Source organism: Mixta intestinalis, from assembly GCF_009914055.1.
In the GTDB taxonomy this organism is placed as follows: Bacteria; Pseudomonadota; Gammaproteobacteria; order Enterobacterales; family Enterobacteriaceae; genus Mixta; species Mixta intestinalis.
On record NZ_CP028271.1, the window covers coordinates 903,939 to 925,412 of the forward strand.

Below are 21,474 nucleotides of genomic sequence, written 5' to 3' on the forward strand. Positions count from 1 at the left end.
CAGGGAACACTTGTCCCCAGAATAGAAAATAATAAGCGGATATGGATGATGCAAAAACAGCGAAAAAGGGTTGTTATTACTGGAATGGGGGTACTGTCATCTCTGGCAGATAATATTTCGGACTTCAGGCAGGCGTTACTGGATAAAAAATGCGGTGTGGCCGATAGCCAGCGTTTCGCAAAATGGTTTGATAACGCACGGGCAGCTGAAGTTCTGCATAAGATCGATTATTCAGATCTCTCGGACGATATCGTTAAGTCACTCGATAATGCTGCGCTCTGGGCATATAAGGTCAGTAAGGATGCCCTGATACAGGCCGGACTGATTAACGACAGCGCGTGCCTTAACGAAACCGGACTGATTATCGGTGTTTCATCAGCAGGAACAGAGGCTTTTTTACCGCTGTTTGAACAGCGTATTCAGGATTTTTCACTGCAAAAGGCCATCTATTCTGGCGGTTTTTCCTCATGCTGCTCCAGTGTTTCCACGCTGTTGGGGCTGAAGGGCGGTATGGAACTGGTGGCGACGGCCTGTACAGCCAGCCCGAACGCGGTGGGAATGGCTTTTGATTATATCCAAAATGGCAAAAGCCATACCATGCTCGCAGTTGGCACCGAGCCGGTTTATTTGCCGACGTTCGCTGGTTTTTACGTACTGAATGTAATGCATCCCGATTCCTGCACGCCGTTTTCCGGCAGCCCCGGAATGTCCATCGGCGAAGGTGCCGGTGCGATCGTTCTGGAAGAGTATGAGCATGCTATCGCCAGAGGTGCCACTATTTATGGCGAGATCCTTTCTTATGCCACCTCCTGCGATGCCTATCATGAAACCGGGCCCGATCCGCGCGCTGGCGGTGCGGTACAGGTAATGAAGAAAGCGATGCTGAACGCTGGCATTACTCCGGAGCAGGTGGATTATGTCAATGTGCACGGAACGGGAACCGAGGCGAACGACAGAATCGAAACTCTGGCGATGAAGAAAGTGTTCCCGGACGCGGCGAAAATGCTGGTCAGCTCAACCAAATCCTACTTTGGACATAATATTGGCGCAGCAGGGATCGTGGAGTTAATTGCCTGTCTGGTCACGCTGCCGGAAAAACAGGTCTTACCGACACTCAATTTCGGTACGCCGCGTTCAGGGTGCGATCTGGATTACGTTGCCAACGCGTTCCGCGAAAAAGAGATCAATATCTTCCTCAAGAACAACTACGCCTTTGGCGGTAATAACTGTAGCTTGGTCGTCAGCACTAAACCCGCTTCGGTGCCGGTGACGGCATATGACGAAAAACGAGTAGTAATTTCCGGGCTGGGTGCCGTAACCGCCATTGGGCATACGCTGAATGAAATACTGGATTTTATCTGGGCTGACAATCGTTCCGTTACGCTCAGCCCAGTGACATTTTATGACGATACGCTGAAAGAGGCAGCAGAGCTGCTGGAGGTATTGGTTGATACGCGGCAGTTTGAAGCACTGCAGGGCGATGGCTTCTCCCTCAGCGAGCAGCCGTTGCCGGAAGAGGCGGAACATTTTAAGACTTTTCAGATTACCGGTCTGGAGCCGCGCAAACATTTACGCCGTTACGATGCGCGTAAAGCAACACGCGGAGGCACATTTGCGCTGATTGCGCTGTCAGAAGCGTTGAATCGTGCCGGGCGTAAAATCAGAAAGGATGGTGATGAGTTTGGTTTTATTATGGGCATGGCGCGTGGCCCGCAAGAAACCACCTATAAATATCTCCAGAGCCTGAAACCGGATCCGCGTAAGGTGCGTACATCTGAGTTCCCCGGTTCGCTGATGAATGCGATCCCTACTTTTTGCGCAATTTCCGAAGGTATTAAAGGTTACACCACTACGCTGGCGACAGGCGAAAATGCGGCATTAGGCGCGCTGACTTATGGTTATGAACTTATTCGCCAGGCGCTCCAGCCGCAGGTAATCGTTGGCGGAGCGGATGAGTATTTCCCTTCAATGTCTCTCTATATGGATGCTGTCACGCAGAAAATTCATATGGCTTCCGAGGCGAGCCAGTATCAGATATATGGTAGCGATCCAAAAGGTTTCGTTCCTGGGGAAGGGGCCTGCATGCTGTTACTGGAAGCACCGGAAACCGCGCTGGCGCGAAATGCACAAATCCTGGCAGAAATCGTCGGCTACGGTAAAGCGAGCAGCAACAGCTATTTTGATGGCTCAGCGCTAAGCGAAAAAGCACAGGCTATGGCGCTGGCGATTGCGCGCGCGCTTACGGACGCGGGCCTGTCGGCTAAAGATATCGATCTGGTTTGTGGCAGCAGCAACGGTAGTAAAGAGAGCGCACGGATTGAAATCGACGCCATTGAACAGATTTTCTGCCAGCAAAATCCGCAAGTGCCGGTAGTGAACTACAACGCCTTTTTCGGGTTTGTCGAGTCCTCTGCTGGCCTGCTGAATCTCGCTATTCTTACCGACTGCATGAAAAATCAGCGCATTCCGGCCATTCCCTATACCGAAGCGTTTTGCGATGCGCGCCTTAACTTCGTGCGTGAACCGCTGAGCATGGCGGTAAACCAGGTGTTGTTAGTGGGAGCCTCCGAGGGTGGAAACTACTATGCATTCGTTATCAAGGGATGAAGCGTTGAGCAACGCAACAATGATCGCTGGCTACAGCGTCTGCCTGCCGTTTGCTGAAAACAGCCATGCGTTAATCGAACAGCTCAGGCAGGGAAAGCGCGTTGAGAAAACGCGCTGGTTTAAAACGGATGATGAGGCGATCAAGAGCGGTTTCAAGTACAACCGCTATGTTGCCCGTTTGCAGTGCAACAGCGATCTTAAAAGCGTACTGGCTTTGCTGGATCGCCTGATTGACAACGCGCTTGTACAGGCAGGGCTGGATAAAACTTGTTTGTCAGGTGAAAACGTCAGGGTTTATCTGACCGGTCTGGGGCCGCGGACGGATGCGAGAGATTATAAAAATTTCTACGATCGGAATGATATTGAGGATGTCAAACTCGTTACCTCGGTCATGAATCTGCACGTAGAAAAAATGTCGCAGGATGGTGTATCCCATCATATTGCCAGCCGGTATCGGCTAAAGTATCAGCCGCCTAATATGAATTGCACCAGTAATTCCGCATTGGCAGCGCTGCATATTGGTCGTAAAGCTATAGAACAGGGCGATATCGATCTGGTTATGGTGATCAATTGTTCGGAAATCAAAACTCAGGATTGCTGGTTTCTGGAAAACAATGGCATGCTGGATAGCGAAGTGGTGCAACCCTTTGGTGAAAACAGCAAAGGCGTTTTATTTGCTGAAGGATACAGTGTTATGCTGCTGGAAAGTGGACGTCATCGCCGTGCCCGACAGCGTTTCGATGGCGTGCAGCTGAGATCAACCTATGTGCAAATCAGTGCCAACCGTAGTAATGATGCAGCCTATTTAAGCCTCAGTTTATTAAAGGCGATGAATGGCGTAATGCTGGAGGCCGATATCAGTTGCCACGATCTCGCCGCGATTATTCCTCATGGCAACGGCTCTGATGCCAGTGATAAGGCGGAGGCGAAGGCACTGGGAATGCTGTTGAGTGATAAAACCGTCCCAGTGCTGGCTTATAAAGGGCAGATAGGGTATACCACCACAGGCTCCGGTTTGGTTGATTTGATTATTGCTCACCATACGCTATTGCATAATGAACTGCTTTCTCCCGTTAGTAATGATGAAATTATTAAAGAAATATCCAGTCATCTGTTAGTGGATTGCGGCGCTGTTCAGCATAACAAATCGCATTTATTGAAAACCGGCGTAGGTGTTGATGGCTCCATCATCGCTATGGTTATCTCTCACTGTGATCGGCAGGCGGGCTGAGATGGAAAATATGATCTATCTGTCCTCTTATTCTATTATTGAGCCAGAGGATGAATTTTATTTTTATATACCCAGCTGGCTTAACGTCTGGGAATCGCATATTTATAACAAAGCGTTAAAATCCTCCAGAGCGCAGGGTTGGGGATTTAAACGCTTCGGTGTGGAGAAAACTCTCTACGCCAGAGAGATGATTCGTAAGCCTGATTACATTAAGTATATTGAGGCGCTGGAGCAGGCGTCCGATAACGCACTACAGCAGCTGGCGGCGAAAGTACGCATGCAGTTAATTAAATCGCGTACAGCGCTGTTCTACGTTGATTCCTGGGGAGAAGCAGGGCTGTATGAAAATATGTCCAGCGCGTTACATGCTGGAATTATCGATACGCTGCCTAAAAACCTGGTAAAAAATTCTCGGTGAAAGGTTTTACCTGCAAGATGCGTGGTGAAAAACAGTCACTAATGCAGGCGATGCGCGTTGCGCAGGATTACCTTAACTGGGATGTGTGCGATTTTGTGGTGATTTGTGCCGCCTACCGCTCAATCCCACTGCTGGTTTTTTCAGATGAGGATATTGCTGGCGGAGGTAAAAGAAAGCAGCAGGATACACATATCAATCTTTCAGTAGAGCGCGCAGGCTGCTTTATTTTTAGCAAGCGTGAAAGTGCATTAAGGATTAACTGCGGTCGCTATATTAATGCTGGTAACGATATTCAACGTGCGGCACCGCTTTTTGCTACTGATGAGTCAATCGATCGCATCTTTTTTACCGGCCTCAGAAAAAGCCGGGCGGGCAGTACGCTGGTTAAAGCGATAGAGGCTGCCGGTATTGAGGCGCTTAACCTGACTGAAAAATATGGCGGCAGCGGTTGCCTGACGCCCGCATTAAGCTGGGTCTCTCTTGAACAGCAGAGCCTGGCTACGGGAGCACTACGCACCATCGTTCCTGATAATTATGGTGGTTATAACTACTTCGACACCTGGCGTGATTAACAGGCTTAATGGAAAAGCGAGATGGCAAACAATATAAAGGAATTGCCGGCAATTTATCTGAATGGTATCGGTAAAAGCTACGGTAGCGGTGAAAACAGAGTCGAGGCGCTGAAGAACGTTAACCTTGAGATAGCCAGCGGTGATTTTCTGGCTCTATGCGGCCCATCAGGGAGTGGAAAAAGCACATTATTAAATATCCTGTCCGGTATCGATAAGCCAACTACCGGTACGGTCATGTTTTTAAACCAGGTGCTGAATGAACTGAATGAGCAACAGCTTGCGCAAATCAGAAGTCGTGAGCTGGGTTTTATCTTTCAATTTTTCAATTTGATGCCGGTACTTAATGCCCTGGATAATGTACGTTATCCGTTGATTCTGAATGGGCATTTTAGCCGGAAAGAGGCGAAAATGCGTGCGATGCACTACCTGAATCTTGTTGGGCTGGGAGATCTGGCAGAGCGCAAGCCTGGCGAACTCTCGGGTGGACAGCAGCAGCGCGTAGCGATTGCACGCGCGCTGGCCCATGAGCCAAAAATAGTGGTGGCTGATGAACCAACGGGCAATCTTGATATAGCTACCGGAGAATCGATCCTCGATCTGTTATTAGATATTAACGCCCAGACCGCCACTACTTTTATTATTTCCACCCATTCTATTCAGCTAAAAGAACGAGCGGGGCGTGTTATCAATATCAGAGATGGAGAACTGGTTTATGATGCTTAAACGCCACTTCCCACGACTGCTTTGTATTGGCATATTACTGTTTAGCGCCAGTATCCCGGTAAGAGCCAACAACAAACTACCTGCAGTAGATTCTGTCCTGCAGGCAGGTTTTCCAGTGAGACACAGCGACCTGGAAAAACTGACTACGGCGCTGTTTGAAGAATATACTCAACAAAAAAACGTTACCTCTCTCATCTTCTATGCTTACGGCATGCTAAAACTGGCAAATCATTATGATACGGTGAATGATATTGTTAAAGCGGCCGAATATGCAAAGTTGGGTTTTTTCTACCTGGATGAGGCTGTCGATCTCCATGAATCTGATTCGCGCGTCCGATATTTAAGGGCGCGTGTTGATGCCTGGCTTCCTGCTAAGCTGGGACGGTGTGTCATTACCCTGCATGATACGGCTCAGTTATTAGCAGCCAAAGAATCCTTGCTCGACGATCTTATACCTGACGTTAGCTACATGCGCTATCGCGCGCTTTATCTTTGTGGACAACATCAACAGGCCGCCGCGCTGTTAACGCAAATAAAAGTGCAGCACCCAACCTTGAAATTACTTTCGCTGGAAAATAACGCGGCTCCGGAATGGAAAGTTAACGAAGTCGCACAGATTATATTGCCTTTAGTCGAAGGAGGATAAATGACAGGCGGAGTGGAAATCGTCACGGTAGTGGTATCGCTGATTTTATGCTTCGTGCTTTACTGCGTAATATGCAGAACGCAGGATGCAAAATTTGCCTTTCTGAATCTGTTCAGACATAAAAGGCGTTCGTCTGCAACTATTGCCGCTATCATATTAGGTGGTGTTGCCATTTTCATTTATGGCGGGTTTATTAGTTACTCTTTCTGGATATTGCAGGAACAAACAATAAGAACTAACGTTGGTCACCTGCAAATTTATCATAAGCACTATTTTGCTACGGCAAATAAGAATCAGAGCATTATTGAAGATTATGAAAAACTGAAGACGCTGCTTACTGGTAACGACCAGCTTTCAAGCTATATTTCTACGCTTTCGGGGCAGCTGGAATTTTCGGGGATCATCTCTCATTATGAAAATGAAGCCTCCAGTTATTTCTCCGCGCTGGGCGTAGAGCCGGTCGCAGCGTTAAAACTTGGCTCCTTTGATCGGTTGCTCTCCGGTAGCGATCTGTCGCGTATTAAAACCGATCGGGTAACGTTGGGAAGCGGTCTGGCGAGTACGCTTAATGCAGGTTATATGGACTGGCTGGATGTTATGGTTGTCAATGCCAGCGGAGGACAGGGCGCACTCTCCTTACAGTTGAGCGGGATTTTTGCTTCCGGCATCAAAGATTATGATGATGTCGCTATGAAAATTCCTCTTATTACAGCTCAGCATATTATGGGCACTAACGGTGTCAGCAAAATCTTAATTCTGCTAAAAAACGACAGTGATTTGCCTGTATTCAAAGCAAAATTACAGCAGTTTATTATCGATAATCAGCTACCGCTGGTGGTGAAAGAGTGGAAAGAGATGTCGTTATTTTATCAACAGGTAGAAAGCCTGCTGTCCGGTATCTATTTCTTTATTAAAGTTATCGTTGCGCTGATTGTTATTTTTATGATCGGTAACGCCATGACGATGAATATCGTTGAACGAACGCGCGAAATCACCACGCTTAGAGCAATAGGGCTGCCGCCAGGCCACGTTATGCGGCTGTTTTTACTGGAAGGGATATTTATCGGGCTGGCGGGTGCGTTGGGAAGTTTGCTTATCGGTTATGGTCTGGCCGGAATTATCAATTTGTATGGTATTGCTATGCCGCCTTCGCCAGGGCAGACACAAGGTTATATCGCCTTTATTAAAACGGATAATCCTGAACTGATCTGGATGACATTTATCCTGCCGGTGTTAACGTCGGCTCTGGCTGCAGTTTTGCCTGCGTTCCGTGCCGCCAGGTTGAATATTACCGATGCATTTAAGTATGCCTGAGGAAGCGATAATGAAACTCTATGGTCTGCACTTATTGCTGCTCTTTCTGGTGCTTACTCCGGTGGTATGGGCTAATGCCTCATCGCCTCAGGCGTTGGAAATTATCAGGTTAGCAGACGAGGTGCGATCGCCTAACCGGCCTTTTCGCTATACCGTCACGGTGCTGGAATATCGTTCAGGCTCCCCGGAGCCGAGCGCTAAGCAGGTACTGGATATTTCGATGCGCTTTATGAAACCGGAAAAAGGCGTTGAGGCTGATGCGCGATCGCTGGTGCGATTTGTCTATCCACCCAGCGATCGTGGCAAAATTATGCTTTCTGACTGGTACGCGCTTTGGTTTTATACGCCACAGCTACGACGCCCGGTGCCAATTTCTCGTCAGCAGAGGCTGTTGGGGCAGATATCTAATGGTGATGTTATCGTCACTAATTTTGAATATGCTTATCATGCTGAGCTGGACGGTGAGGAACCTTGCGGCGAAAAACGCTGCTACAGGTTAAAGCTGGAACGTAAAACGGCGGATGTTATTTGGCCGAAGATTACCTACTACGTTGAAAAGGATAGCGACTATCGCCCTTATAAAGCCAGCTACTACTCACAGGATAATAAACTGCTTAAAGAGGTGCTGTATCAGAATTATCAGCCAGTGCTGGGAAAATATCGGCCAACGCGTATCCTGGTGCAGGATGTTCGCTACAGTAAAGGCTATTCCGTTATGGAATATAGTGACGTCCGGTTTGAATCTCTGCCTGTCTCGCACTTTACCAAAGAGTATATACAGCGGGGTAAGGGCTAATGCTGCGTGCTGCCCCGTTATTTATCTCACTGTTGCTGGTTGCGCCTGGTTTAATGGCAGATTGCCTTTCCGGGGCGGAGATAATGCTTTTTGGGCAGATAAGCTATGCCAAACGGCAGCCTTCGCTCTGGCGGCCAGACGGTAAACATCCTTATCAAAAAGATAATGTCTACAACGACTGGGGGATTCACTACAGCAATCGTTGCTGGCTGGTAGAAAATAAACTCGATGCACAGGTTTCGCTCTATGCGCTGGCCTATCAGCCTTATCGTAAACCAAAAGAATTTGAAAAGGACGAACACCGCGCCAGAGGCCTGATCGACCGCCTGAGTCTTTCATGGACATTTTCAGAAAAAGTTAGCCTTGAGGCGGGAAAGCTCAAAAATCGTTCCGGGTTATTTTATTTAAAGTCTCCTGCTAATTTACTTAATAACTATGACAGTGGATTTAAAGCCAGTGGCATTTACGATCCCGCGATAAAGCCGATTTATCGTGAAGCATTTTGGGGCTGGCGCTTAACAGAAGAGACGTCTGAGTACGCTCTGGCTTTTACGGTAGCGCCCAGGTTAACGCATGTTACCAGGCGCTATATGTCATCCGGTAACTGGTCGGCAATCGAGCGTGCTAACGCCAGTGAGCGCTACCTGTTGCGCTATACGGACTATCGGTCAGTCAGCCATACGCCTACGGTTAGCATGAGCCTCGGTGAATCCCGCAGCCTTGCTGTTGCTGACAGCTTTTATCTGACGCCGCAGTTTGCCATTACTACCGAGCTGGCGTGGCATGCTCAACAGCAGTGGCGTCATCTGGATAACGATAAGGCATTGCAGGTGCAGCATTACCGCTTTCCTTCGTCGCTCTATCGCCGTAGCAATAAGAATGGCATGGAGGCAGCGCTGGGCGGTCAATACACCACCGATAACTTTAGCCTTGTGGGTATGGAATATTATTTTCAGAGCGAAGGTTATTCCAGATCGGCATGGCGTAAGCAAACCCAGCTTATTCGCTTCCTTAACCGACGCACCGGCTATGCGCCGCTGGATCGGGCGTTTGATGCCTGGCAGTATCTGATGGCAGCGGAAATAGACAATGTTGCAAATCGAGGGCAGCTACAGGGTAGGCATTATATTCACGCCTTTGCCACCTTCCGTCTGGGCGATCGCTCCAGTCTGCAACCTTATGGCGTAATGAATATGCAGGATCGTAGTCTGGCATTGGGCATTCATTATAATAAACCCCTGGCGCAGCTGGATGAAAAGATGGAAATCTACACCGGAATTTATCGCTCACAGGGAAACAGAGATTCGGAATTTGGCCTGTTTGGTAAAACTACAGGAGTTTATTCCGGGATTAAGTATTATTTCTGAGGCAATGTATATGGATATCAATATAAACAGCGTATCAAGGCCCATTGTTTTACTGTTCGCGGGGCAGGGAAATCCGGTTATTGGTATGGGAGCCGATCTCTGGGATATTAACGTCGCAACGCGCCATATCTGGGACTGCGCCAGCGATATTTCAGGTCTGGATTTGCGACGCTTATGTTTAAAAGGGCCGATGAATAAGCTGATACAAACTACGGTACAGCAGCTGGCGGTAACAGCGATTAATCTGACGCTTTATACGTTGATCCGCGAAAAGCTCGCTTCCTGCACCCTCTCTGGCGCCTGTGGTCACAGCGTCGGAGAATATGGTGCGTTATATGCGGCTGAAGCGCTGAGCCTTGAGGATACCTTCAGAGTGATCCACTTCCGATCCACGTTAATGAATACGCTAAGCAAAATGAATAAGGGCAGCATGCTGGCGGTAAAAGGTATGGATTATCTGGCGATGTGTAAACGGATTGAAAATAGCGGTATTGAGCTCGACGTCAGCTGTGATAACAGCCGCCGACAGCAGGTAGTTGGTGGAGCGATCCCGGCCCTGAGTGAGTTTAATCGTAGCCTCGTTGCAGATGGTTTTGAGGCGGTAAAACTGGGCGTCAGCGGTGCATGGCATACACGCCTGATGCGTGACGGCGTTCAGCAGATGCATGATTTTCTGACATATCTCCCGATTGAGCAACCGCAATATGACGTCCTGATGAATGTAACCGGAAAACCTGAAGATAATCCGGAAGCGATCCGGAAAAACTTATCACAACATTTAACGCATACGGTGAAGTGGACTGATTCGCTGGAGCGTTTTCTGGCACAAGAAACGCCGCCGCTGTTTATCGAAATCAGCAATAAAGCCTATCTGGGGCAGTTGCTTAATGACTTCCCACGCTTTTCGCCAGCAATGGTCTTACATTGTCGAAAAATTATCTGAATAGTGGGGGATATCATGATTCCAGATTATTTAACCTTCATTCGTTATCAGGACAAAAGGGTTTTACCTTTTATTTACCTGATTCTGTTTTTCTTCCTCGGGCTTTACTGGCGGAACAATGGCTACGTTATCAACGTAAACGACGCCGGGTATCTCAGTGCCATTACAGCGGTTATTTTATTCAACGTTATCTATGAGCTGGAAGCGTACTGGATGTACAAGGGCGTCACAAAAAACGTTGATCTGAGCTATTTTATAGATAAGACCTGCTCCCGTACGGAAAAGTATCTTTCTCGTCCGCTGCTGGTAGGAATAGTGTCGATTCTTGCTCTGTGGCTTATTCTTTATTACGGTTTGCGCCTGTCGCCGACAACGCCTGCGTTCGTTGTGCTGTCTGCAATATTGCCCCTAATGGTTTACCTGGTATTCCGCTGGTTGAGATCGAGTTATATCAGGCAGTTGGGGATTACTACACAGCATCAGCGACAGTACCGAACGCTGTATCACTATATTGGCTTTAGCTTTATACTGACGATAGTGCTGACATTACTGACCATTAGCCCGTTAAGAAGAAACCCTGATTTTTCTTCTCTTCAGGGTTGGTTAACGCCAACGCGGATCGTCGCGACGTTTATTTTATGCGCAATCGTACTGGCTATAAATTTGCTGTTTACGCGCTTGTCAAAGCGTTACGTTTTTCTCGGCAAACTTTTTCTGAGTGAAATTGATTTTTCTTTTTCAACGGCTATTCCCTGCGCGAAATTTCAACGGACATCGCTGGCTTTCCGGCTGCTGCTGGTACTAATGGTACAGTTTGTCTGGATAGTGCTGATTAATTTACTACTGGCTTTATTGGCATGGGAACTTCCGTTTGAAGTCTATTTTCTCGCCAGTTTCCTGCCTGGGGCTTGCTATTATTTGCTCCATCTTTACTGGTGCTGGCATACCGATTACCTGTCTGCATGTGATATGTATTTTCGCTGGAATGAAATAGATAAGCGCAGCCAGCTCTGGTAATCGGAGGGGGATAACCGAATAGGCGATAATATCTGTTCGGTTTATCACCTGGTGAAATATTAAACGAGTGATTTTTCCGGCAGTTAGGAACCGCGACTGCATCACTGAGCGATTAAAGTAACATAATGCTCAGGAAAACCTTTTCTTTGTGGCAAAAGGCATCTATACCTTATTGCTGTAGCGAAACCGTAAAGCATGAAAAGGGCAGTATGTACCGACAGAACCTCTTTATCTGACAGGATAAGCTGAAAAATTGGTGATTATTGCAGCAATATATTTCCGCTTCAGAAAAGGTTCTAAAAAAATTAACTTCAGGGGGTTGCCAACCGCAGGAAGTTAGTCCATAATGCCGTCCATCAGATGAAGGAACGCGAAAACGCTCCTCGAATCAAAGGGTTAGCGCCACGAGTTAAGGTGTTAACTTAAAAAGAATTTAGATTATCCGATTGGGGATAATCATACGGAATAAAGGCGCGTTGGCAGAGTGGCCATGCAGCGGATTGCAAATCCGTCCACCTCGGTTCGACTCCGGGACGCGCCTCCAATTTACATCGCCCGGGTGGTGAAATCGGTAGACACAAGGGATTTAAAATCCCTCGGCTGTATGGCTGTGCGGGTTCAAGTCCCGCCCCGGGCACCAAAACTGAATAAAATCAAAGCAATAGCAGTGATGTCGTAACCGCCCAAGGGCGGTTTTTTGTTTTTATTGGTTTCATTCGGTTGCTTTTCTCTGCCATACACTGTCTGCAGTCACCTCCGATCGCCCGCCCTGGCCCGTTCTGAGTCGTTCACCATACATCCACCGTTAATCTGAGCAGCGCTGTATTCTTAGTACCGTTTAAACTTCTATCTGTCAGCTTTATCGGGTAGTTAACTTTTAACCAAAACAAATTTTAGCTGATGCGTATTTAAACACAGGGGCATTATGTCAGCAGAATAGAATCTAACTACAAAGCAAATCGTTGCTTAAATAAACACAATGAGCCGATAACGCATTTAAGGAGTAAGCATTGATAGCAGCTCTGGATGTTTGTTATTTAAACTTGCTTACAGACTGGTGATTTATCAGTTACAGATAAGATATTTTTTTCACGGAAATAACACTCTCACTGTTCGTTTTATTACCAACGTTCAATAAACCGGTATCTGTAGAAAAATCTAACTTTTGCATTGATTACAGACTACTGTCAGACTTTTATTGCGCAACCGCAACCGCAACCGCAACCGCAACCGCAACCGCAACCGCAACCGCAACCGCAACCGCCGCTGCCACTAAAGATGCGCTCTATTTAGTTACAACATACTAAAAAACAATAATTCTTTCTCCTTCAGCAATGTGCAAACCAGAGCTCAACAGCACTGACGGCAAAAAGAGAGGAGGCTGCTCTTTGATAAACGACAAGAGAAACCGGATAAAAAGGCGCATAATAACGCCTTCTCCATTTTACCTCTCGCCGCCAGCAGGCGCGTCCTGCCGTGACGAGGGAAAACAGACGATACGTACAGCCCGTGCGGGGTCTGCCGCTCCGGCGGGTGATAACCTAACTCTCAGCTATAACTCACCATGTTAATTTGTCAGGATGAGGCCAGAACATTCGTTACCGATAGTCGCCTGGCCGCTACGCTTGCGCTGGTCGCAGGCGCGTTAAATACCGCCGCATTTGAGGCGGTAGGTTTCTTCTCCGCCAACATGACTGGTAATGTTTCTTCTTTATCCGATCGGCTGGCGCGCAGTGAGTTGCCGGTTGCGTTCTTTTTTTTAGAAATTGTCTGTCTGTTTATCATTGGCTCAACGTTTTCAACGCTGTTGATTAATCATGGGCGACGGCACGGGATTCGTTCTGTGTATGCGGTGAATATTCTGCTGGAAGGGCTGCTGCTGGCGCTGTTGGGATGGGCAGAAACGCGCTTTCCGCAATTTTCCTCCGGCGCTTTAATGATCTTAAGCCTGAGCTTTCTGATGGGGTTACAGAACGCCGTAGTGACACGCATTTCAAACGCTCGCGTGCGCACGACCCACGTCTCCGGCACCTCGACTGATATCGGAATTGAGATGGCGATGCTGTTGGATATCTTGCGGCGTAGAGAGTCCCCGGAATACGCGCCCGTTTATCTGCAACGGCTGTTGCTACATGGATCAACGCTGGTTGCTTTTCTGCTGGGCGGAATAGGGGGTATCTGGCTGTATCGCTTTACCGGTACGGCTTTCTTAACCATTATCGGCGTATTACTCAGCCTGCTGGCGCTGGGCTATCTCTACAAAGCACAGCATCTGCCGCCGCAAAAAGATTCAGGCCGCCAGTAGCTGACGGCCTGGTTACCAGAGCGTACCGCTTAACCGGCGATGGAAATCGCTGCTACGCGTATCCAGTCCGATGATTTTTACCTGCGCCTGGTAACGCTGGTAGCGGTTTTCAATGGCGTCGAGCGCCGCCACGCTGGAGGCGTCCCAAATTTGCGCATGGGTTAAATCGATAGTAACGATCTGTGGATCGTGCGCGTAGTCAAAATGTTCGAAGAGATCGTTGCTGCTACCAAAAAATAACGGCCCACGTACGACATAATGTACTGAGTTGCCGTCTGCGCTCAGGTGGCGTTCGGCATGAATAACATGCGCCACGCGACGAGCAAATAGCAGAATAGCAAACAGTACGCCGCCAACGACGCCGATCGCCAGGTTACCGCTCCAGACCGTGGCTGCCACCGTTAACGCCATCGTTACCGTTTCTGAAAACGGAATACGCTTCAGCGTTGAAGGTTGCAGACTGTGCCAGTTAACGGTTTTTACGGCGACAATCATCATAATTCCCGCCAGCACCACCATCGGAATCTTCGCCATCAGCGCGCTAAGGCCGGTAACCAGTAGCAACAGCACCAGCGCGGTGGCCAGGGTTGAGATTCGGGTACGCGCTTTGCCCAGTTCAACATTCACAATGGTCTGACCGATCATGGCACAACCGGCAATACCACCATAAAAGGCGGCGAGGATATTGCCTATACCCAGTCCCCAGCATTCACGACGCTTGCTGGAAGGCGTATCGGTCAGATCGTCCACCAGCTTCGCCGTTAATAACGACTCCATCAACCCTACCAGCGCAATACTTATCGCCGTTGGCCAGATGATTTGCAGCGTAGTCAGGTTTAGCGGCACCGCCAGCTGGTTCAGACCCGGCAATCCCGCTAACATCGGCCCTTCGTCACCGACGTTTGGTACCTGCAAACCGCAGAAAATAGCAATAGCCGTGACGGTAACGATCGCCACCAGCGGAGAAGGAACGCTTTTCAGCAGGCGTGGCAATAACAGCACAATCGCCAGCGTGAGTATGAACAGCAGCCAGACCGGCAGAGACTGCCCCCAGACGTGTGGCACCTGCGCAAAGAATATCAGTACGCCCAGCGCGTTAACGAAGCCGAGCATAACCGAGCGGGGGATATAGCGCATCATGCGCGCCAGCCCGGCCAACCCAAACAGGATCTGCACCGCGCCGCCGAGCAGAACGGCTGGCATAATATATTCCACGCCGTGGGCGCGTACCATTGGGCCAATGACCAGCGCTACCGATCCCGCAGCCGCAGTGACCATTGCCGGGCGTCCTCCCAGCAGAGAAAGCGTTAACGCCAATACCACCGATGCAATCAGGCTGACTTTAGGATCAACACCTGCGATAACGGAAAAAGAGATCACTTCAGGAATTAACGCCAGAGCGGTTATCACACCGGCCAGACACTCGCGGGTCAATAATTTGGGCGAGCGCAGTACGCGGGCAACGGTCAGCTCGCTGTCGGCGAGCTTTTCAGCATTCGCCTCAGAAGAGGTGGTCATAATATTGCAGGCTCTTGTTGTTTTAGTATGTGATACGGCAGGGCGTATCGTCATTCTGAAAGGGTAAAATTGCCATTCGGGGCAAGGCCGTTATGTTAGCGTTAATTTCCTGCCAGCACCAGTTGCAGAAGGCGTTCGTCAGTTTCATATCGCTTGCCGAACGGAGTGAACAAGAAAAGCCAGGCGATTGGCCCGGCTATTCCTGTTGGGTAACCATTGCCTGCATCTTATCAGCCAGGCGGTTTATCGCGCCGTAACACTGCACGATAGCAATTTAGCTAATGATGTCATCTTCGGTTTTATGCACCACCATTTCCAGTACATAACGGTAGATGTCCAGCATCACGACGTCGCTTTCCAGCTCCATGCGCTGGATAAGTCGGGTGATAATCGCCTTATTGGTAATTGGCAAGCCCATTTGAAGTACTTCCGCGACTACGGTGCCCAGAATCTCCATCTCATTGATGGTGGAGTTTTCCTGTGCGTTAAGGTAATCAGCAATGTCCTTGTTAGTTTGCGGTGTCATCATCTGCATATTAGTCCTCTTTAACGCAGCCTGCGGTGCGTTAAGGCTTATCATATCCAATTGAGTATCGGTTATTCGTTAACCGGGGTTTAAGTGTGTTGCCACAGGTAATGCCATGATGCTGAAACAAGAATGCAATACATCCTTCAGGCGAAAAAAAACCTCTGAAGGTGGAAATCCGAGTTAAACACCTTCAGAGGCGACGCAAATGCATCATTCGTTACAGAACCGTTAGCTGGTTCAGCGGTAAAGTTATACAAAAACAGCAAAACTGTACAAACAATGCTTATACATTTAGTGCTATTTGTTTAATTATCAATTAATTAAATGGCAATTTAATTATCTTAAAGCTATACAACAAGCGGTAAAAAACGTTTCGCCTGCAACGTTTAGCTGTAAAGGATGAATTGGGTCGCATTAATATGCGCTAATTTAAGAATATTCTTAAGTTACTGACAGTTCTACGAAAGAGACAAAACGGGCTGCGGCTGATGCAACCACAGAGAGCCGACTGCAAAATTCAGGGGGCAATGCCACTTTTTGCACCATAAACCGCTGTCTGCTTTCTTCACAATTACTTTTCATGAAGCCTATACTTAACCGCGACTGTTTACATTGAAGTCTAATCATTAGGTAGCAATATTTTGGATCCCCAACAGCGTTTTTCCCGCCTGCTGCAGCTCACGGCCCACGCCTGGCGACTGGCGATCGATCGTCGGTTAAAAGAGAGCGGCCTCAGTATGAATAGCTGGCTTGCCGTCGCTACGCTGGCCAGCGCAAGCGAACCTATGACGCAAAAAGCGCTGGCGCAGGTGCTGGGTCTGGAAGAGGCCAGCGTAGTTCCGCTGGTGGATCGGCTGGTAGCTCAACGGCTGATAGAACGTTCGCAGCCGCAACACGATCGCCGTAAACGTCTGCTGCTGGTTACCCAGACAGGGTAATATCCTGTTCAGTAAAGTCAGCGTTGAGGCCGATCGCCTGCGCGAAGAGCTGTTGGCGGATATTGACGTTGATGAGCTGGCTGTTGCACAACGGGTGTTGCAGCAGCTACTGGATAAAACAGGGACGCTCTGACGTGGCAAAAAACAATCCCTACGCACCGCGTCAATGGCAGCCGCATGAAAAACCGGTTTTACCCGGCTCGCCCTCAACGCCAATACATCCCACGCATAAACGTATCGCTTTTGGGCTGATCGGATTGTTGATCACTCTGACCGGCGCGCTCAGTAATGCCCTGGTTACCGCCAATCTGACGAATCTGCAGGGCACTTTTGCTGCCTATAGCAATGAGATCGCCTGGCTGCCGGCGGTATATGTAATGGGCAATATTTCGATTAACCTGCTGCTGGTAAAATTTCGCCAGCAGTTTGGCCTGCGGGTTTTTACCGAGGCTTTCCTGTTGCTTTATGTTCTGGTGGCTTTTTTCCACCTGTTTGTCAACGATCTCAGCTCGGCGATTATCGTACGTACCGCGCATGGCATGGTGGCGGCAGCGCTAAGTTCGCTTGGCATCTACTATCAGGTACAGGCATGGCCAGCGAAGCATCGCCTGAAGGCGCTGGCAATCGGCATCAGTGGATCGCAGCTGGCTATTCCGCTGGCGCGGCTTTTTTCATCCGAGCTGTTGCAACTGGAAGAGTGGCGCGGCCTTTACCTGTTTGAACTCGGGCTGGCAGTGGTGGCGCTGGGTTGCGTATTTATGCTGAAGCTGCCGCCAAGCGATCGCAGTAAAGTGTTTGAGAAAATGGATTTTGTCACTTTCATTTTAATGGCACCCGGCATGGCGCTGTTATGCGGCGTGCTGTCGCTGGGACGTATCGAGTGGTGGCTTAACACGCCCTGGCTCGGTATCTGCCTGGCTTTATCGTTGGTACTGATCGTTAGTGCAATAGTGGTGGAGCATAACCGTAAAAACCCGCTGATTAATACCCACTGGCTGAGTAGCGGAGCGATCGTGCGGCTGGGCATTGTCATGATTATGATGCGCGTGGTGCTGGCGGAGCAGAATACCGGGGCTATCGGCTTTTTGCAGCAGGTGGGCTTAATTAACGACCAGATGCAGGGCCTGGCGCTGGCGATTGTTTCCGGCGTGGTACTGGGAATTGCCGCCAGCGCGCTAACCCTGAAACCGGCACATTTCAGCTGGCCGATTGTAACTTCGCTGCTGATTATGATGATTGCATCCTTTATGGATGCGCACGCCAATTCGTTGACCCGCCCACACAATATGTACTTCAGCCAGTTTCTGCTCGGTTTCAGCAGCGCTTTTTTTATGGCACCAGCGATGCTGTTAGGCATTGGCAGCGTCGTGGCCCAGCCGAAAAACCTGGTGAGCTTCGTGGTGCTGTTCGGCATGAGTCAAAACCTCGGCGGGCTGATCGGCTCGGCAATGTTGGGCACCTTTCAGGTCTGGCGTGAAAAGTATCACTCCAGCCTGTTGGGCGATCGGCTCTCGCTGCTCGATCCTAATGTCACCGAGCGCTTAAGTCAGTACAGCGCGCTATTTCGCAGCCAGTTGGGCGATGCCAGCCTGCTCAACGCCCAGGCGGTGGCTCAGCTACAAACTGTCGCCACGCTACAGGCGAATGTGCTGGCGTGGAACGATACCTATTTACTGACTGCGGGTATGGCTGGCTGCACGCTAATTTGGGTGCTGTATCGCCTGACGCGCCTGCGCATCCTTACCCGACGCCAGCAGCAGCGTGAAGCAGCTGCGGCAAAACCGATTCCGGCAACCTCTGAAATCAGGGAGAAACAATGAGTCAGCAGGAAGAAATAAAAGCCGCCGAGCGCGAGCGTAATAATAAGCTTCGTATCCTGTCTGTCGCCGTCGGCAGTGGGATTGTTATCGTCGGCGTGTTGATTATTCTCTATGCCTGGCAGCTCTGGCCCTTTACCAGCGCGATACAAACTACGGAAAACGCCTACGTGCGTGGGCAGATCACCTTTATCAGCCCGCAGGTCAGCGGTTATATCACGGCGGTCAACGTGCAGGATTTACAGCCGGTGCATAAGGGCGACGTGCTGATGACCATTGACGATCGTATTTATCGGCAGCGTGTAGAGCAGGCCAAAGCGCAGCTGGCGATGAAGAAAGCGGCATTAGCCAATAACCAGCAGCAGCGCCGCAGTGCGGAGGCGGTCATCGTGCGCAACCGGGCAGCAATTGAAAACGCGCAGGCGCAGGCGGTGAAAAGCGGTCTGGATTTGAAGCGGGTAGAGAACCTGGTATCGGATGGTTCCCTCTCTGTTCGCGAACGTGACGCTGCCCGCGCCGCCAATAGCCAGGCGGTGACCGCAGTCCAGCAGGCGAAGGCGACGCTGGATGTGTCACGTCAGGATCTGCAAACGGTGATCGTTAACCGTGCCTCGCTGGAGGCAGATGTCGCTAACGCCGAGGCTGCCCTGCGGCTGGCGCAGATCGATCTCGACAACACGAAAATCATCGCGCCGGAAGAGGGACAGCTGGGGCAAATCTCGGTTCGCCGTGGTGCTTATGTCTCTGCCGGGACGCGTCTGACCTCGCTGGTGCCGGGAGTGAAATGGGTTATCGCCAATATGAAAGAGACACAGCTGGCTAACGTGCGGCCCGGCCTGCCGGTAACCTTTAGCGTGGATGCGCTTGATGGTGCCATCTTTCACGGCGTGGTTGAGTATATTTCACCGGCGGCTGGCTCGGAGTTCAGTGCGATTTCCCCGGATAACGCTACCGGAAACTTCGTGAAGATCGCCCAGCGCATTCCGGTGCGCATCAAAATTGACGGCAATGAGCAGGCGCGCCTGCGTCCCGGCATGTCGGTTCAGGTCAGCATTGATACCGCTGCGCAGCCGCAGGAGCCGCAGCCATGATAAGAGAGCGTTTATCCACGCTGGCGCTTTTAACTGCCTTGTTGAGCGGCTGTGCCACCCAGGTTGAAAAAGCGCCATCTTCATTACCGGTGCCGCAGCAATGGCGACAAATGGTAGGGCCATCTGCCGCGCCGGAGGCGAACTGGTGGCGTGCATTTGCCGATCCCGATCTTAACCGTCTGGTGGAGCAGGCGCTGCGTAATAACCCGGATATTCTTACCGCCCGTTCCCGCGTCGATCAATATCGGGCTCAGCTGCGCGCCGCCGAAGGCGATAACTTTCCCACGCTGAATGCGGGTGTCGGCGTAACCCGAGCGCGAACTCTTTCTGCTGCCACCGGTGCGCCGCACGACGGTAATGTTTATCAGGGGCTGCTACAGGCGAACTATGAGGTAGACCTGTGGGGTTCACGCAGCAGCAGCATTGATGCGGCGCGTGCCACATTAGCGGCGCAGCAGGCCGCGGCGGCGGCGGCTGAGTTGACAATTGCTACTTCGGTAGCCTCGGGTTATATGACGCTGTTAGCGCTTGATGAGCAGCTGCGCGTTACTCAGGCGACGCTTGCGACACGTGAAAACTCGCTGAATCTGGCCCAGCGTCAGTTTGAAGCAGGGTACACGTCGCGTCTGGAGTGGATGCAGGCGGCATCGGAGTATCAGGCGGCAAAAGCGCAAATTCCCCAGCTACAGCATCAAATCAGTCAACAGGAGAATGCGCTCAGTATTTTGGTCGGCATGAATCCGCGCCACATTGCGCGTCAGTCACAGTTTACGCAGGTAATGCCGCAGCGACTTCCTGCGCTGCTGCCTTCGGAACTGTTGCAGCGTCGGCCCGATATTGTGCAGGCCCAGCGTCAGCTGCTGGCCGCCGATCGTTCGCTGGCCTCATCGCAGGCGCAGCTACTGCCTTCGCTTAACCTTACCGCCTCCGGCACGCTGCAAACTTCGGTATTGCATCAGCTGCTGGATAATCCATTCCGTCTCTGGAGCGTTGGCGGTAGCGTGCTGGCACCGCTTTTCAACCGCGAGGCGCTGACGGCACAGGTTGATGTTTCCATGGCGACACGCAATCAGGCGCTTTATAACTATGAAAAAGTGGTGCGCAATGCTTTTAGTGAAGTTAACGATGCGCTTGACGCCATTCAACAAACTCAGGCGCAGCTGGTGGAAGTGGAAAAACAGCAGGAGATCGCTGCTGATACGTTACGGATTGCACGTAACCGTTATCAGAATGGTTATGCCTCTTACCTGGATGAACTGGATGCGCAACGCACGCTGTTCAACGCACAGCTGAATGTGGTCCAGCTGAAAAATAATCTGCTACGCGCGCAAATCGATCTTTATCGTGCGTTGGGCGGCGGCTGGCAATCATAACGATGCGCAGCATATCAGTCCCGGAGCGTCTGCCAGAGCTTGCTGGCGCAGGATGTCAGCTTACTACGTTTGAGAGGATGAAAAAAAGGTGAATCAACCTCTGTTACCAGAACGTTCTGAAAGTGACCCGTCGTCACCGCTGAATGACGCAGAGTTTGTGGTCGCGGTGTTTTCAGTAACTTCTTTTACGATTATAATATTTGTCCTGATGGTAACACTTTGCGTTTCATAATATCTGTTACCCGGTATGGAATCCGAGCTAATAAGGA

The 21,474-nt window shown here is 50.1% G+C and carries 17 protein-coding genes, 2 tRNA genes and 1 pseudogene; 18 read left to right on the forward strand and 2 right to left on the reverse strand.

Annotated features, from left to right (window positions below):
• The first annotated feature begins 48 nt into the window (after nt 1-48).
• The 14 genes from C7M51_RS04175 to C7M51_RS04235 all read left to right on the forward strand — a co-directional run bounded on the left by C7M51_RS04175 (nt 49) and on the right by C7M51_RS04235 (nt 13,939).
• Nucleotides 49-2,607 (forward strand): beta-ketoacyl-[acyl-carrier-protein] synthase family protein, encoded by a 2,559-nt coding sequence (locus C7M51_RS04175; RefSeq protein ID WP_160623556.1) that lies wholly within the window; start codon nt 49-51, stop codon nt 2,605-2,607.
• A gap of 4 nt (nt 2,608-2,611) precedes the next feature.
• Complete coding sequence (locus tag C7M51_RS04180; RefSeq protein WP_160623557.1) at nt 2,612-3,838, forward strand: beta-ketoacyl synthase N-terminal-like domain-containing protein; 1,227 nt, start codon at nt 2,612-2,614, stop codon at nt 3,836-3,838.
• A gap of 1 nt (nt 3,839) precedes the next feature.
• The gene (locus C7M51_RS22700; RefSeq protein WP_425280993.1) at nt 3,840-4,256 is read left to right on the forward strand and encodes a hypothetical protein; all 417 of its coding nucleotides are present in this window, start codon (nt 3,840-3,842) and stop codon (nt 4,254-4,256) included.
• A 17-nt stretch (nt 4,257-4,273) separates the two neighbouring features.
• Complete coding sequence (locus C7M51_RS22705; protein WP_425280994.1) at nt 4,274-4,828, forward strand: hypothetical protein; 555 nt, start codon at nt 4,274-4,276, stop codon at nt 4,826-4,828.
• A 21-nt stretch (nt 4,829-4,849) separates the two neighbouring features.
• Nucleotides 4,850-5,551, forward strand: coding sequence for an ABC transporter ATP-binding protein (locus C7M51_RS04190; protein WP_160620637.1), 702 nt, complete (start codon nt 4,850-4,852; stop codon nt 5,549-5,551).
• A complete protein-coding gene (locus C7M51_RS04195; RefSeq protein WP_244323792.1) occupies nt 5,541-6,197 on the forward strand; it encodes a hypothetical protein in 657 nt (218 codons plus the stop codon). Before C7M51_RS04190 ends, C7M51_RS04195 begins: the two co-directional genes overlap by 11 nt.
• A complete protein-coding gene (locus C7M51_RS04200) occupies nt 6,198-7,511 on the forward strand; it encodes an ABC transporter permease (protein ID WP_160620638.1) in 1,314 nt (437 codons plus the stop codon).
• Between the two features lie 10 nt (nt 7,512-7,521).
• Entirely contained in the window at nt 7,522-8,307 is a 786-nt protein-coding gene (locus C7M51_RS04205; RefSeq protein ID WP_160620639.1) for an outer membrane lipoprotein-sorting protein, read from the forward strand.
• Entirely contained in the window at nt 8,307-9,674 is a 1,368-nt protein-coding gene (locus C7M51_RS04210; RefSeq protein WP_244323793.1) for a hypothetical protein, read from the forward strand. Before C7M51_RS04205 ends, C7M51_RS04210 begins: the two co-directional genes overlap by 1 nt.
• Nucleotides 9,675-9,684: 10 nt before the next feature.
• Nucleotides 9,685-10,617 carry an ACP S-malonyltransferase gene (locus C7M51_RS04215; RefSeq protein ID WP_160620640.1) on the forward strand — a complete coding sequence of 311 codons (933 nt, stop codon included), beginning with the start codon at nt 9,685-9,687 and terminating at the stop codon, nt 10,615-10,617.
• A gap of 15 nt (nt 10,618-10,632) precedes the next feature.
• On the forward strand, nt 10,633-11,634 hold the full coding sequence (locus C7M51_RS04220; RefSeq protein ID WP_160620641.1) for a hypothetical protein: 1,002 nt from the start codon (nt 10,633-10,635) through the stop codon (nt 11,632-11,634).
• Nucleotides 11,635-12,104: 470 nt separating this feature from the next.
• Nucleotides 12,105-12,178 (forward strand) — tRNA-Cys (locus tag C7M51_RS04225).
• Between the two features lie 9 nt (nt 12,179-12,187).
• Nucleotides 12,188-12,274: transfer RNA gene (locus tag C7M51_RS04230), tRNA-Leu, on the forward strand.
• Between the two features lie 924 nt (nt 12,275-13,198).
• The gene (locus tag C7M51_RS04235; protein ID WP_160620642.1) at nt 13,199-13,939 is read left to right on the forward strand and encodes a YoaK family protein; all 741 of its coding nucleotides are present in this window, start codon (nt 13,199-13,201) and stop codon (nt 13,937-13,939) included.
• Between the two features lie 12 nt (nt 13,940-13,951).
• Here C7M51_RS04235 and C7M51_RS04240 read toward each other — a convergent pair whose 3' ends face one another.
• Nucleotides 13,952-15,457, reverse strand: coding sequence for a SulP family inorganic anion transporter (locus tag C7M51_RS04240; RefSeq protein WP_160620643.1), 1,506 nt, complete (start codon nt 15,455-15,457; stop codon nt 13,952-13,954).
• A 274-nt stretch (nt 15,458-15,731) separates the two neighbouring features.
• Nucleotides 15,732-15,992 (reverse strand): biofilm/acid-resistance regulator YmgB/AriR, encoded by a 261-nt coding sequence (locus C7M51_RS04245; RefSeq protein WP_160620644.1) that lies wholly within the window; start codon nt 15,990-15,992, stop codon nt 15,732-15,734.
• A 635-nt stretch (nt 15,993-16,627) separates the two neighbouring features.
• Between C7M51_RS04245 and C7M51_RS04250 the strand changes: the two are divergent.
• From C7M51_RS04250 to C7M51_RS04265, 4 genes and pseudogenes are all read left to right on the forward strand, one after another.
• Nucleotides 16,628-17,057: pseudogene (locus C7M51_RS04250) on the forward strand (MarR family winged helix-turn-helix transcriptional regulator).
• 1 nt (nt 17,058) lies between these two features.
• Nucleotides 17,059-18,744, forward strand: a complete 1,686-nt coding sequence (locus tag C7M51_RS04255) for an MFS transporter (RefSeq protein WP_160620645.1) — start codon at nt 17,059-17,061, stop codon at nt 18,742-18,744.
• A complete protein-coding gene (locus C7M51_RS04260) occupies nt 18,741-19,832 on the forward strand; it encodes an HlyD family secretion protein (RefSeq protein ID WP_160620646.1) in 1,092 nt (363 codons plus the stop codon). Before C7M51_RS04255 ends, C7M51_RS04260 begins: the two co-directional genes overlap by 4 nt.
• Nucleotides 19,829-21,205 carry an efflux transporter outer membrane subunit gene (locus C7M51_RS04265; protein WP_160620647.1) on the forward strand — a complete coding sequence of 459 codons (1,377 nt, stop codon included), beginning with the start codon at nt 19,829-19,831 and terminating at the stop codon, nt 21,203-21,205. The genes C7M51_RS04260 and C7M51_RS04265 overlap by 4 nt, the downstream gene beginning before the upstream one ends.
• Nucleotides 21,206-21,474 lie beyond the last annotated feature (269 nt).